The sequence below is a fragment of the Bacillus sp. FSL W8-1202 genome (assembly GCF_038006165.1).
GTDB classification, from domain to species: Bacteria; Bacillota; Bacilli; order Bacillales; family Bacillaceae; genus Bacillus; species Bacillus subtilis.
Map to the genome: position 1 here is coordinate 202,813 of NZ_JBBOUR010000002.1, position 13,805 is coordinate 216,617.

Genomic DNA, 13,805 nt, shown 5'->3' on the forward strand with positions numbered 1-13,805 from the left:
ACCCATTTTATACAAAAACGGGCTTGGTTTTGACGTTATTTTTCTTTTCCGTCGGCAGAGAATGTGATTTAATGAATAAAAACAATAAAGGAGTATCAAATGAAAACAGAATTGATCAGAACCATATCATTATATGACACGATTATCTTACATAGACATGTGCGTCCTGATCCGGATGCCTACGGATCACAGTGCGGGCTTACGGAAATCCTGCGTGAAACATATCCTGAAAAAAATATTTTTGCGGTCGGCACGCCTGAACCGTCCCTCTCTTTCTTATATTCCCTTGATGAGGTGGACAATGAAACATATGAAGGCGCACTTGTCATTGTCTGCGATACGGCAAATCAGGAAAGAATCGATGATCAGCGTTATCCTTCAGGCGCCAAACTAATGAAAATCGACCACCATCCGAACGAAGATCCATACGGTGACCTTCTCTGGGTCGATACAAGCGCCAGCTCAGTAAGTGAAATGATTTACGAGCTGTATTTAGAAGGAAAAGAGCACGGCTGGAAGCTGAATACGAAAGCGGCAGAGCTGATCTACGCCGGCATTGTTGGAGATACCGGACGCTTTTTATTTCCGAATACCACTGAAAAAACATTAAAATATGCAGGCGAGCTCATTCAGTATCCATTCTCTTCCTCAGAGTTATTTAATCAATTGTATGAAACAAAACTGAATGTGGTGAAGCTTAACGGCTTTATCTTTCAAAATGTGTCTTTGTCCGAAAACGGGGCTGCTTCTGTTTTCATCAAAAAGGATACGCTTGAAAAATTCGGCACAACGGCTTCTGAAGCGTCACAGCTTGTCGGGACGCTTGGCAATATCTCAGGTATTCGCGCCTGGGTGTTTTTCGTAGAAGAAGACGATCAAATCAGAGTCAGATTCCGTTCGAAGGGGCCTGTCATTAACGGACTTGCCCGGAAATATAACGGCGGAGGGCATCCGTTAGCTTCAGGCGCCTCTATTTACAGCTGGGATGAAGCTGATCGGATTTTAGCTGATCTGGAAACATTATGTAAAGAACACGAGTAGAGGGGAGACCCTCTCTCTTAGTGTTCATCTGTGACGGGGATGAACCAGCAGCCAAAATCAGTAAGGTCCTCGTAGACTTGGAGATTGTGTGATTGAAGTTCTTTTTTGATGAGGGAAGCGAGTGAGTTTGTTTCGGCATATGCAGAAAAACCTTGTCTGAGACGGGCTGCTTGATCTTTTGCTAACTGACGGTCACTGTAAACCTCCATTTCCCTTCCTCCTTCCTTTCGCCATTAAGCCTCACATATAGTTTATAAAAAAGAATGGGGAAAAGCGACAGAAGTTTGGAGAATTTGAAAAAAATCCATAATTATGTGGCGAAAGATATTTCAAGTTCCACTGTCAGCCTCGTATAAATAATCAATTCTCTGACGGTTGCCTCGTATTTTTTTTCATTGATCATATAGACTTTATTTTCAATTGTCCGCTTCAAGAGATCCTTTGTTTGATAGACGCTCTCTATGTCTTTTGTAATCACCTCTGAAATATCATCCTTTACATGCTCCTCGAATTTCGTTTTATCCGGCTGTGATATTTTATATTTATCTCCATTCAGCAATTTGACGCTGACGCTTTGAATCAGCAGTTTTCTTTTATTATCTTCATTCAGTTTATGGAGGTCTTCCTGATAGATCGAAATTTGATTGTTCAAGTCTTTTACATGCTCTTTTTGCTTTTCGATGAGGCTGACCTGCTCCTCTTGGAATGTTCCGTAGGTAAACAGGAAAAAGAACCAGCTGATTACGGCCCCGCACATCATTCCCGCGAAAAAACGCTGCCATCCCGGTTTTTTGTAATGTTGGGGGACCCTCATGAAGAAAGATGCTCCTGGGTCAGCCATGATATAATAAGCCAGCCGCTTTGCGCGCCCCCCATGGCCGAAATAATTAAAAGAAGCTGTTTAAAGATATCTCTCGTATTGCCTTCGAGTATGCCGCGTTCAAAGCTGTATACCGCATCAAAGGTGCCTCCGATAGCTGCGACAAGCGCCCATATTTTTAACCGGTTGGCAAGCTTTGTAATGGCTGTAAGCGGGGGTTCGCCTGCCAAATATGCTCCGAGCCCTCCGATGAGTGCGCCCCCGATCAGCACCCCTAACGCAATGAAGTAGCTATTGATAAAATTCACCATAAATCCTGCTTCCTGATCCATCTTTATCACCTCACCTTTTATATCATATTGAGCTTACAGGACAAGTATGATGATGAGTCAAAAAAGAACATTTGTTTCTTTTGGAAACCGGCCTTATAATGAAGGAAGAAATGGATCGTAATGAGAAAGAGGTGATAGCATGTCTTTTGTTCACCTGCAAGTGCATAGCGGGTACAGCCTGCTAAACAGCGCCGCGGCTGTGGAAGAGCTCGTCAGTGAAGCTGACAGGCTCGGATATGCGTCTTTGGCGCTGACAGATGATCATGTCATGTACGGAGCTATTCAATTTTATAAAGCTTGCAAGGCGAGAGGGATCAACCCAATAATCGGTTTGACGGCTTCTGTTTTTACGGATGACAGCGAGCTTGAAGCATACCCGCTCGTCCTGCTGGCAAAATCAAATACAGGCTATCAAAACCTGCTGAAAATCAGCAGCGTTCTGCAATCTAAATCAAAAGGCGGACTGAAGCCGAAATGGCTTCACAGTTATCGAGAAGGGATTATCGCAATAACGCCCGGTGAAAAAGGATATATTGAAACGCTTCTTGAAGGAGGGCTGTTCGAACAGGCTGCTCAAGCCTCGCTGGAATTTCAGTCTATATTCGGAAAGGGAGCTTTCTATTTCTCCTATCAGCCTTTTAAAGGGAATCAAGTCTTGTCTGAGCAGATTCTAAAGCTGTCAGAAGAAACGGGTATCCCTGTTACGGCCACAGGCGATGTGCATTACATAAGGAAGGAAGATAAGGCTGCCTACCGTTGTCTGAAAGCGATTAAAGCGGGGGAAAAACTGACGGATGCACCCGCTGAAGATTTGCCTGATCTCGATTTGAAACCACTCGAAGAAATGCAAAACATTTATCGAGAGCATCCCGAGGCACTGCAAGCTTCTGTAGAGATCGCGGAACAATGCCGGGTTGACGTCAGTCTCGGGCAGACCCGTCTACCGTCTTTTCCGACCCCAGACGGAACGTCCGCTGATGATTATTTAACGGATATCTGTATGGAGGGACTCCGCAGCCGTTTCGGTAAGCCTGATGAACGATACCTTCGCCGTCTTCAATATGAGCTTGATGTCATCAAGCGGATGAAGTTCAGCGATTACTTTCTGATCGTGTGGGATTTTATGAAGCACGCCCATGAAAAAGGGATTGTTACAGGACCGGGAAGGGGTTCTGCGGCAGGTTCTCTTGTGGCATATGTGCTGTATATCACAGATGTTGACCCGATTAAGCATCACCTTCTGTTTGAAAGATTTTTAAATCCCGAACGCGTCAGCATGCCGGATATTGATATTGACTTTCCCGATACTAGAAGGGATGAAGTCATTCAATATGTTCAGCAGAAATACGGTGCAATGCACGTCGCACAGATTATCACCTTTGGAACACTTGCGGCAAAGGCGGCGCTCCGGGACGTCGGCAGAGTATTCGGCGTCAGCCCGAAGGAGGCAGATCAGCTTGCAAAACTCATTCCTTCAAGACCGGGCATGACGCTGGATGAAGCGAGACAGCAGTCACCGCAGCTGGATAAGCGGCTTCGGGAGTCAAGCCTGCTTCAGCAAGTCTATTCAATTGCCCGGAAAATAGAAGGGCTGCCAAGGCATGCATCAACCCACGCAGCGGGCGTTGTCCTGAGTGAAGAACCGTTAACCGATGTTGTTCCGCTTCAAGAAGGGCATGAAGGGATCTATTTAACGCAATACGCGATGGACCATCTTGAAGACTTGGGCCTTTTAAAAATGGATTTCTTAGGTTTGAGGAATCTGACACTTATTGAATCCATCACTTCAATGATTGAAAAAGAAGAAAATATTAAAATAGATCTTTCAAGTATTTCCTACAGCGATGACAAAACGTTCTCCTTGCTGTCAAAAGGGGATACGACAGGCATTTTCCAGCTTGAATCTGCAGGGATGAGAAGCGTCTTGAAACGGCTGACACCTTCGGGCCTAGAAGATATTGTGGCGGTCAATGCACTGTACCGGCCGGGTCCGATGGAAAATATTCCGTTATTTATCGACCGTAAACACAACCGGGCGCCTGTTCACTATCCTCATGAAGATTTAAGGAGCATTTTGGAAGATACATATGGCGTCATTGTGTATCAGGAACAAATTATGATGATTGCTTCCCGTATGGCGGGGTTTTCTTTAGGCGAAGCGGACCTATTGAGAAGGGCGGTCAGCAAAAAGAAAAAAGAAATCCTGGACAGAGAGCGAAGCCATTTTGTTGAAGGGTGCTTAAAAAAGGAGTATTCTGTAGACACTGCAAATGAGGTCTACGATTTAATCGTCAAATTCGCAAACTATGGCTTTAACAGAAGCCATGCGGTGGCATACAGCATGATCGGGTGCCAGCTTGCGTATTTGAAAGCTCATTATCCGTTATATTTTATGTGCGGATTGCTGACAAGCGTCATTGGCAATGAGGATAAAATCTCTCAATATCTTTACGAAGCAAAGGGGAGCGGGATTCGTATCCTTCCTCCGTCAGTGAATAAAAGCAGTTTTCCGTTTACAGTTGAAAACGGATCTGTCAGATACAGCCTCCGCGCGATAAAAAGTGTAGGCGTCTCAGCAGTCAAAGATATATATAAAGCAAGAAAAGAGAAACCATTTGAAGATCTTTTCGATTTCTGCTTTCGTGTGCCGTCAAAAAGCGTAAATCGCAAAATGCTTGAAGCACTTATCTTTTCTGGTGCGATGGACGAATTCGGCCAAAACCGGGCCACGCTGCTCGCATCCATTGATGTTGCTTTGGAACATGCTGAGCTATTCGCCGCGGACGATGACCAAATGGGATTGTTTTTAGATGAATCGTTTTCAATTAAGCCGAAGTATGTGGAGACGGAGGAGCTTCCTCTGGTGGATTTACTTGCGTTTGAAAAGGAAACGCTTGGCATTTATTTTTCAAATCATCCCCTCTCCGCCTTCCGAAAACAGCTCACTGCGCAAGGAGCAGTCTCCATTCTGGAGGCTCAGCGGGCAGTCAAAAGGCAGCTTTCACTAGGCGTTCTGCTGTCGAAGATCAAAACGATTCGGACGAAAACAGGTCAAAACATGGCGTTTTTAACGCTCAGTGATGAAACCGGTGAGATGGAAGCCGTAGTCTTCCCTGAACAATTCAGACAGCTTTCTCCCGTTTTAAGAGAAGGCGCTCTTTTGTTCACAGCGGGGAAATGTGAAGTTAGACAAGATAAGATCCAATTCATCATGTCCCGGGCAGAATTATTAGAAAATATGGATGCAGAAAAAGCGCCATCGGTTTATATAAAAATAGAAAGCAGTCAGCACAGCCAGGAGATCCTGGCTAAGATTAAGCGCATTTTGCTGGAGCATAAAGGGGAAACAGGCGTTTATCTCTATTATGAAAGGCAAAAACAGACGATTAAGCTACCTGAGTCGTTCCATATCAATGCAGATCACCAGGTGTTATATCGCTTAAAAGAGCTGTTGGGTCAAAAAAACGTCGTTTTAAAACAGTGGTAACGATTCGCTTTTTGTTATACAATTGGAGCAATTATGTGATCCTGTTTAAATATTCAGATAGATTTACTCCGCAGAATGCACCAATCAACGCAGCAGTATACGAATCAAAAAATATCCATAAGGAGTGTTTAGAAGAATGTCATTAAGAGAAGAAGCATTACACTTGCATAAAGTCAACCAGGGGAAACTGGAGTCTAAATCAAAAGTAGAGGTCAGAAATGCGAAAGATCTAAGCCTCGCGTATTCTCCGGGTGTTGCAGAACCGTGTAAGGATATTCATGAAGACATTAACAAAGTATATGATTATACAATGAAGGGGAACATGGTAGCAGTTGTAACTGACGGTACAGCTGTGCTTGGCCTTGGAAACATCGGCCCTGAAGCGGCGCTTCCTGTTATGGAAGGGAAAGCAGTTCTTTTCAAAAGCTTTGCGGGCGTAGATGCGTTCCCGATTGCTTTAAACACAAACGATGTTGATAAAATCGTTGAAACTGTAAAATTGCTGGAACCGACATTTGGCGGCGTCAACCTTGAAGATATTGCAGCGCCAAATTGCTTTATCATTGAAGAGCGCCTCAAAAAAGAAACAAACATCCCGGTTTTCCATGATGATCAGCACGGTACTGCCATTGTAACCGTAGCAGGTCTTGTGAACGCGCTGAAACTGTCTGGAAAATCCATGTCATCCATTAAAGTTGTCGCAAACGGCGCGGGTGCGGCTGGCATTGCGATTATCAAGCTTCTTCATCATTATGGCGTTCGCGACATTGTGATGTGCGATTCCAAAGGGGCCATTTATGAAGGGCGCCCGAACGGCATGAACGATGTCAAAAATGAAGTGGCGAAGTTCACGAACCAAGATCGAAAAGACGGTTCTCTGAAAGATGTCATCGTTGATGCTGACGTATTTATCGGTGTCTCTGTAGCAGGCGCGTTAACAAAAGAAATGGTTCAAAGCATGGCAAAAGATCCGATTATCTTTGCAATGGCAAATCCAAATCCGGAAATCATGCCGGAAGATGCGCGTGAAGCCGGAGCAAGCGTTATCGGAACTGGCCGTTCTGACTTCCCGAACCAAGTAAACAATGTTCTTGCATTCCCTGGTATTTTCCGCGGAGCACTTGATGTGCGTGCCACTCATATTAACGAGGAAATGAAAATCGCAGCGGTTGAAGCCATTGCTTCACTGGTTTCAGAAGATGAGCTTAGCGCAGACTATGTCATCCCTGCACCGTTTGATAAACGTGTTGCGCCTGCTGTTGCGAAGGCTGTGGCAAAGGCTGCGATGGAAACAGGTGTTGCAAGAATCACTGTTGACCCTGAGGAAGTCGCAGAAAAAACAAGAAAACTTACGATTATTGGTGAATAATTTTAATTCATTCCAAAAATGGCAGCGCGTTGGCGAAGACCGGCGCGCTGTTCTCAAGTTAAACTGACGGCTGAAATTTTTTTAGGGGGTTAGGCTTAAAAAAATTTCAGCCGGGTTTAACATTATTTTTGAATGCGCTGTCAACCTTGTCGTTTCAACACCTTATCTGAATTCATACAAGCCTTTCCGAGCACGTCATCGAATAAAAAGTTGTCGAATTGAGGATGACAGCGTTTGACAAAAAAAGTACAATAGTTTCGGTAAAGTTATTAGCAAGTCTATCTGTTTGATGACATGCGGTGAAGAGAACCCTTCACAAAAGGGAGGTAATCATTTGTTAAAGGATATATTCACGAAAAAGAAAAAGTATGCTTCCGTACCATCTGAACAAGCGAAGCACGATGTTCCGGAAGGCATTATGACAAAATGTCCTAAGTGTAAAAAAATCATGCTCACTAAAGAGTTGGATAAAAATATGCGGGTATGCATGAACTGCGATTATCATTTCCCAATGAACGCAAAACAGCGTATCGAAAGCTTGATGGATGAACAATCCTTTGAGGAATTCAATCAGGGAATGCTCTCGGAAAATCCGCTTGGTTTCCCGGGATATCTGGAAAAGCTTGAAAAAGATCGCGAGAAAACATCCTTAAACGAGGCTGTTGTGACAGGCAAGGGCACCATCGGCGGACACCCGGCTGTTGTCGCCGTCATGGACTCTTCATTCAGAATGGGCAGCATGGGTTCAGTCGTCGGTGAAAAAATCACGCTTGCGATTGAAAAAGCAAAAGCTGATAAAGTTCCGTTTATTATTTTTACGGCTTCAGGCGGCGCTAGAATGCAGGAAGGCGTATTAAGTTTGATGCAGATGGCTAAGACAAGCTCTGCGTTAAAACTGTTCAGTGAAGAACAGGGTCTTATTATTTCAGTAATGACGCATCCGACAACCGGGGGCGTATCAGCAAGCTTTGCATCCCTTGGCGATTACAATTTTGCTGAGCCTGGCGCGCTGATCGGTTTTGCCGGAAGACGGATTATTGAACAGACAATAGGAGAAAAACTGCCTGAGGACTTCCAAACGGCTGAATTTTTATTAAAACATGGACAGCTTGATGCGGTTATTCATCGCGACGATATGAAAAAAACGTTAGAAAATCTGCTGGATATGCATCAAACAGGAGGTGACATTGAGTGGCTCCAAGATTAGAATTTGAAAAACCGGTGATTGAACTGCAAACCAAAATCGCCGAACTAAAAAAATTCACCCAAGATTCCGATATGGATCTAAGTGCGGAAATCGAACGGCTCGAAGACCGTCTCGCTAAGCTTCAGGATGATATTTACAAAAATTTGAAGCCATGGGACCGGGTTCAAATCGCGCGTCTGGCGGACCGTCCGACAACTCTTGATTATATCGAACACCTGTTTACCGACTTTTTTGAATGTCACGGAGACAGAGCGTACGGGGACGATGAAGCCATTGTCGGCGGGATTGCGAAGTTCCACGGCCTCCCTGTAACGGTAATCGGGCATCAGCGCGGCAAAGACACGAAGGAAAACCTAGTCCGTAATTTTGGGATGCCGCATCCAGAAGGCTACAGAAAAGCGCTTCGTCTGATGAAACAGGCTGACAAATTTAACAGACCAATTATCTGTTTTATTGATACGAAGGGGGCATACCCTGGACGAGCAGCTGAAGAAAGAGGACAAAGTGAAGCTATTGCCAAAAACCTGTTTGAGATGGCCGGCCTTCGAGTGCCTGTTATCTGCATCGTCATCGGTGAAGGCGGAAGCGGCGGAGCCCTTGGTCTGGGTGTAGGGAATCACTTGCATATGCTGGAAAACTCTACTTATTCTGTTATTTCTCCGGAAGGTGCCGCGGCACTTTTATGGAAGGACTCCAGTCTTGCTAAAAAAGCAGCAGAAACAATGAAAATCACTGCGCCGGATTTAAAAGAATTAGGTATTATAGATCATATGATTAAAGAAGTAAAAGGCGGAGCGCACCATGATGTGAAGCTGCAGGCAAGCTATATGGACGAAACCCTTAAACAATCGTTAAAAACTTTGCTGAAGCTGAGCGAAGAAGAATTAGTTCAGCAGCGCTATGAAAAATATAAAGCAATTGGCAAAGTCTCGGTTGAAGATCAATATATCGGGGTAAACTAAATAAACGTGAAGCCTTTGGCTCACGTTTATTTTTTGTGACATTCCTTAAATTTTATTTAAAAACAATTTATTTAATTGTATAATAGGTAAGGTTTCATAGGGAGGATGGAGATCCCTTTTCATTGTTTTTAGGGCAATGATCATGTTATGTTTAATCATATATGTTGCTGAGGTGAATGGAGAATGAAACGTATAGGGGTATTAACGAGCGGCGGGGATTCCCCGGGAATGAACGCAGCAGTTCGCGCAGTAGTCAGAAAAGCGATCTATCATGACGTTGAAGTTTACGGTATTTACAACGGATACGCGGGATTGATCAGCGGAAAGATTGAAAAGCTTGAACTCGGATCAGTAGGCGATATTATACATCGTGGAGGAACTAAGCTTTATACGGCAAGATGTCCTGAATTCAAAACAGTTGAAGGCCGTGAAAAAGGGATAGAAAACTTGAAGAAGCTTGGTATTGAAGGCCTTGTTGTTATCGGCGGAGACGGTTCATATATGGGTGCGAAAAAATTAACGGAACACGGGTTTCCATGTGTAGGTGTACCGGGTACAATTGATAATGACATTCCGGGCACTGATTTTACAATCGGTTTCGATACAGCTTTAAATACAGTAATTGACGCAATTGATAAGATTCGCGATACAGCGACTTCTCATGAACGTACATATGTAATCGAAGTAATGGGCCGTCATGCCGGCGATATCGCATTGTGGGCCGGTCTTGCAGGGGGCGCGGAATCGATCTTAATCCCTGAGGCAGACTATGACATGCACGAAATCATTGCCCGCTTAAAACGCGGCCACGAACGCGGCAAGAAGCACAGTATTATTATTGTTGCCGAAGGTGTAGGCAGCGGTGTTGAATTCGGGAAACGCATTGAAGAAGAAACAAATCTTGAAACTAGGGTATCTGTATTGGGCCATATCCAGCGCGGAGGTTCTCCGAGTGCTGCTGACCGTGTGTTAGCAAGCCGTCTCGGCGCATATGCAGTTGAACTGCTGCTTGATGGAAAAGGCGGACGCTGTGTAGGTATACAAAACAATAAGCTTGTAGACCATGATATTATAGAAATACTTGAGACAAAACACACAGTTGAGCAAAACATGTATCAGCTTTCAAAAGAACTGTCTATCTAATGTGCAGATGAAGGCTGAAGATTTCAGAAGGAAGTGAACCAAATGAGAAAAACTAAAATTGTTTGTACCATCGGTCCGGCAAGTGAAAGTATTGAAATGCTTACGAAATTAATGGAGTCAGGAATGAACGTGGCTCGATTAAACTTTTCTCACGGAGATTTTGAGGAGCACGGTGCAAGAATTAAAAATATCCGCGAAGCAAGCAAAAAACTTGGCAAGAACGTTGGAATTCTGCTTGATACAAAAGGTCCTGAAATCCGCACACATACAATGGAAAACGGCGGTATTGAGCTTGAAACAGGCAAAGAGCTCATTATTTCAATGGACGAGGTTGTAGGAACAACAGATAAAATTTCAGTGACATATGAAGGTTTAGTCCATGACGTTGAACAAGGTTCAACGATTCTGTTAGATGACGGCCTTATCGGTCTTGAGGTACTTGATGTAGATGCCGCTAAACGCGAAATCAAAACAAAAGTATTAAACAACGGAACACTCAAAAATAAAAAAGGTGTTAACGTACCGGGCGTAAGTGTCAATCTTCCGGGTATTACTGAAAAGGATGCGCGAGACATCGTTTTCGGTATTGAGCAAGGAGTAGACTTCATCGCACCATCTTTCATTCGACGTTCTACGGATGTGCTCGAAATCCGTGAGCTTCTTGAAGAGCACAACGCTCAGGATATTCAAATCATCCCTAAAATCGAAAACCAAGAGGGCGTTGACAACATCGATGCGATTCTCGAAGTGTCTGACGGCTTAATGGTTGCACGCGGAGACTTAGGTGTGGAAATTCCAGCTGAAGAAGTGCCGCTTGTGCAAAAAGAACTGATCAAAAAATGCAACGCGCTGGGCAAACCTGTTATTACAGCGACACAAATGCTTGACAGCATGCAGCGCAACCCTCGTCCGACTCGTGCGGAAGCAAGTGACGTTGCAAACGCGATCTTCGACGGAACAGATGCGATCATGCTTTCTGGTGAAACTGCTGCCGGAAGCTATCCGGTTGAAGCAGTTCAAACCATGCATAACATCGCGTCCCGTTCTGAAGAAGCTTTAAATTATAAAGAAATTCTCTCAAAACGCAGAGATCAAGTGGGCATGACAATTACAGACGCAATTGGACAATCTGTCGCGCATACGGCGATTAACCTGAATGCTGCTGCGATCGTAACGCCGACAGAAAGCGGCCATACAGCACGTATGATTGCAAAATACCGTCCGCAGGCTCCGATTGTTGCGGTTACTGTAAATGACTCTATTTCCAGAAAGCTTGCCCTCGTATCTGGCGTATTCGCGGAAAGCGGCCAAAATGCGAGCTCAACAGATGAGATGCTTGAGGATGCTGTCCAAAAATCATTGAACAGCGGAATTGTAAAACACGGCGATCTTATCGTTATTACAGCAGGCACTGTCGGTGAGTCCGGCACTACGAATTTAATGAAGGTTCATACTGTCGGTGATATCATCGCTAAAGGCCAAGGCATTGGACGCAAATCAGCTTACGGTCCGGTTGTCGTTGCACAAAATGCAAAAGAAGCTGAGCAAAAAATGACTGACGGTGCGGTACTTGTTACCAAAAGCACTGACCGTGATATGATTACATCCCTTGAAAAAGCGTCTGCTCTTATTACAGAAGAAGGCGGTTTGACTAGCCATGCGGCGGTAGTCGGATTAAGCCTTGGCATCCCGGTTATCGTGGGTCTGGAAAATGCGACATCTATTTTGACAGATGGCCAGGATATTACAGTTGACGCTTCCAGAGGTGCAGTCTATCAAGGCCGTGCGAGCGTTCTTTAATTACAGGTGAAAATGGAAGGGGAATCCCTTCCTTTTCTCTTTATCATGCCTTTTGTTGAACAGAACGTGTTACACGTGTGGGGGGCTTGGATATGAGATTATTGTTTTTGCTTTTTATTGTGTTTCCGGCAATAGAAATCGGCATATTCCTATTTTTAGGCAAGCTGATTGGCATTTTACCGACAGTTCTATTCATGATTCTGACGGGCATTATCGGCGCAGCAGCTGCAAAAAAACAAGGAACCGAAGTGTATTATAAGGTTCAGCGTGATCTTCAATATGGCAAAATGCCGGGAGAAGCGATTGCTGACGGTCTGTGCATTTTCATTGGCGGTCTATTGCTGATGCTTCCGGGCTTTTTATCAGATTTGGCCGGCGCCTGTCTTCTTATCCCGTTTACCCGCGGCTGGTGTAAGCCGATTCTGTTCAAATGGCTGAGAGGTATGTCGAAGAATAAGCGGATCATCATCAAATAAAAAGCGGCAGCCATGAAAAAACGGCTGCCGTTTTATTTTTGCTGAACGGTGATATAGGACCATATTTCTTTTAATGCGCCTGTTGTGATGAAAGCTTGGATGATGACGAGTACAGCGGGTCCCGCAATCAGTCCTAAAAACCCGAATAATTTAAAGCCGGCAAACAGGGCGATGAGCGTTGCCAGCGGATCGATCCCGATAGATTTACTTAGTATCTTGGGCTCTGTCAGCTGCCGCTGAATAAGAACGACGAGGTACAGGATACCGATTCCGATCGCTTGGGGCAGCTGGCCCGTAATCGATAAATACAAAATCCAGGGTACAAATACGGAGCCGGCACCTAAGTAAGGGAGAAGATCTACAAGCCCGATTAAAAAAGCAATTGTTGCGGCGTGTTCAACCTTTAAGAGAGAAAGGCCGATAAATACAATCACCATCGTGATGAAAACGAGGACGGCTTGTGCTTTGATAAAACCAGTCATTGCTTTTTTTAATTCGCTGCTGATTGCTTTGCTGTTAGCTGTCACACGATCCGGCAGAATTAAAACAAGCATGGCTTTCAGCTTATGCCAATCCTTTGTCATAAAAAAGGTTGCCAGAAGAGAAAAAATCAGAACCGCCGCCGTATTGGGAAGAAGAGCGAAAAATCTCGGGATCATCTCTAGAATGTGGGACAGCAGGAGCCCGGCATTTTTAGCGGCAGAATCTCCGAGTGTCTGGATATGAGTGACGATGGAAGCCTGCTGGTTCGTTTCCAATTCTTGAAACAAAAGAGTTAACTCGTTATAGAGCGGCTGAATATGAGTGGTAAACAATTTTTCGCAATATGAAATAAACGTGCTGATATGCGGAGGCAGCGTTTTTGCTAGATAGGCTGTTCCCGTTACGATTTCGGCTACCAGAATGGTGAGCACACCGAAGGCTGCGAGCAGAAAAAAAGCAAGAACGCCCAGAACATTTATCGTTCGGGGGAATCCTGTCACTTTGTCCAAATAATCGACAACAGGATGAATCACTGAAGAAAGAATAAGGGCGATCAGGAACGGATAAGTTAACGGAAACGAATAATAGGCCGCAGCTATCGACCCTGCGGTCATTGATATGACAAAGAGGGTTCTGAAAAAAATAGTGATATAAGATTGATTCACGAAAACGGTCCTCCTCTCGT

At 44.5% G+C, this 13,805-nt stretch carries 12 protein-coding genes; 8 read left to right on the plus strand and 4 right to left on the minus strand.

Annotated features, from left to right (window positions below):
- Positions 1 to 99 precede the first annotated feature (99 nt).
- Positions 100 to 1,041 (plus strand): bifunctional oligoribonuclease/PAP phosphatase NrnA, encoded by a 942-nt coding sequence (gene nrnA / locus NSQ09_RS21085; RefSeq protein ID WP_004398971.1) that lies wholly within the window; start codon positions 100 to 102, stop codon positions 1,039 to 1,041.
- Positions 1,042 to 1,058: 17 nt separating this feature from the next.
- On the opposite strand, the gene NSQ09_RS21090 is transcribed toward nrnA, so the two are convergent.
- The 3 genes from NSQ09_RS21090 to ytrH form a co-directional block, all read right to left on the minus strand.
- Entirely contained in the window at positions 1,059 to 1,250 is a 192-nt protein-coding gene (locus NSQ09_RS21090; protein WP_003229407.1) for a hypothetical protein, read from the minus strand.
- A 101-nt stretch (positions 1,251 to 1,351) separates the two neighbouring features.
- Positions 1,352 to 1,855, minus strand: coding sequence for a sporulation membrane protein YtrI (gene ytrI / locus NSQ09_RS21095; protein WP_003229408.1), 504 nt, complete (start codon positions 1,853 to 1,855; stop codon positions 1,352 to 1,354).
- The gene (gene ytrH / locus NSQ09_RS21100) at positions 1,852 to 2,193 is read right to left on the minus strand and encodes a sporulation membrane protein YtrH (RefSeq protein ID WP_003229410.1); all 342 of its coding nucleotides are present in this window, start codon (positions 2,191 to 2,193) and stop codon (positions 1,852 to 1,854) included. The genes ytrI and ytrH overlap by 4 nt, the downstream gene beginning before the upstream one ends.
- 139 nt (positions 2,194 to 2,332) lie before the next feature.
- Between ytrH and dnaE the strand changes: the two genes are divergently transcribed.
- From dnaE to NSQ09_RS21135, 7 genes are all read left to right on the plus strand, one after another.
- Positions 2,333 to 5,680 carry a DNA polymerase III subunit alpha gene (dnaE, locus tag NSQ09_RS21105; protein WP_341032623.1) on the plus strand — a complete coding sequence of 1,116 codons (3,348 nt, stop codon included), beginning with the start codon at positions 2,333 to 2,335 and terminating at the stop codon, positions 5,678 to 5,680.
- 136 nt (positions 5,681 to 5,816) lie between these two features.
- Entirely contained in the window at positions 5,817 to 7,049 is a 1,233-nt protein-coding gene (gene maeB, locus NSQ09_RS21110; protein ID WP_014664951.1) for an NADP-dependent malic enzyme, read from the plus strand.
- Positions 7,050 to 7,383: 334 nt separating this feature from the next.
- Positions 7,384 to 8,256, plus strand: a complete 873-nt coding sequence (gene accD, locus NSQ09_RS21115; RefSeq protein ID WP_017695750.1) for an acetyl-CoA carboxylase, carboxyltransferase subunit beta — start codon at positions 7,384 to 7,386, stop codon at positions 8,254 to 8,256.
- Positions 8,241 to 9,218, plus strand: a complete 978-nt coding sequence (accA, locus tag NSQ09_RS21120) for an acetyl-CoA carboxylase carboxyl transferase subunit alpha (protein ID WP_003229417.1) — start codon at positions 8,241 to 8,243, stop codon at positions 9,216 to 9,218. The genes accD and accA overlap by 16 nt, the downstream gene beginning before the upstream one ends.
- Before the next feature lie 183 nt (positions 9,219 to 9,401).
- Entirely contained in the window at positions 9,402 to 10,361 is a 960-nt protein-coding gene (pfkA, locus tag NSQ09_RS21125; RefSeq protein WP_017695751.1) for a 6-phosphofructokinase, read from the plus strand.
- A 42-nt stretch (positions 10,362 to 10,403) separates the two neighbouring features.
- Positions 10,404 to 12,161, plus strand: a complete 1,758-nt coding sequence (gene pyk / locus NSQ09_RS21130) for a pyruvate kinase (protein WP_024573339.1) — start codon at positions 10,404 to 10,406, stop codon at positions 12,159 to 12,161.
- Between the two features lie 92 nt (positions 12,162 to 12,253).
- Positions 12,254 to 12,637 carry an FxsA family protein gene (locus NSQ09_RS21135; protein WP_014480543.1) on the plus strand — a complete coding sequence of 128 codons (384 nt, stop codon included), beginning with the start codon at positions 12,254 to 12,256 and terminating at the stop codon, positions 12,635 to 12,637.
- A 32-nt stretch (positions 12,638 to 12,669) separates the two neighbouring features.
- Here NSQ09_RS21135 and ytvI read toward each other — a convergent pair whose 3' ends face one another.
- The gene (gene ytvI, locus NSQ09_RS21140) at positions 12,670 to 13,785 is read right to left on the minus strand and encodes a sporulation integral membrane protein YtvI (RefSeq protein WP_004399115.1); all 1,116 of its coding nucleotides are present in this window, start codon (positions 13,783 to 13,785) and stop codon (positions 12,670 to 12,672) included.
- Positions 13,786 to 13,805 lie beyond the last annotated feature (20 nt).

Bases quoted from the DNA above. Each gene is read 5' to 3' on its own strand.
- nrnA (WP_004398971.1), top strand. From the start codon at position 100: ATGAAAACAGAATTGATCAGAACCATATCATTATATGACACGATTATC.
- NSQ09_RS21090 (WP_003229407.1), bottom strand. From the start codon at position 1,250: ATGGAGGTTTACAGTGACCGTCAGTTAGCAAAAGATCAAGCAGCCCGT.
- ytrI (WP_003229408.1), bottom strand. From the start codon at position 1,855: ATGAGGGTCCCCCAACATTACAAAAAACCGGGATGGCAGCGTTTTTTC.
- ytrH (WP_003229410.1), bottom strand. From the start codon at position 2,193: ATGGATCAGGAAGCAGGATTTATGGTGAATTTTATCAATAGCTACTTC.
- dnaE (WP_341032623.1), top strand. From the start codon at position 2,333: ATGTCTTTTGTTCACCTGCAAGTGCATAGCGGGTACAGCCTGCTAAAC.
- maeB (WP_014664951.1), top strand. From the start codon at position 5,817: ATGTCATTAAGAGAAGAAGCATTACACTTGCATAAAGTCAACCAGGGG.
- pfkA (WP_017695751.1), top strand. From the start codon at position 9,402: ATGAAACGTATAGGGGTATTAACGAGCGGCGGGGATTCCCCGGGAATG.
- pyk (WP_024573339.1), top strand. From the start codon at position 10,404: ATGAGAAAAACTAAAATTGTTTGTACCATCGGTCCGGCAAGTGAAAGT.
- NSQ09_RS21135 (WP_014480543.1), top strand. From the start codon at position 12,254: ATGAGATTATTGTTTTTGCTTTTTATTGTGTTTCCGGCAATAGAAATC.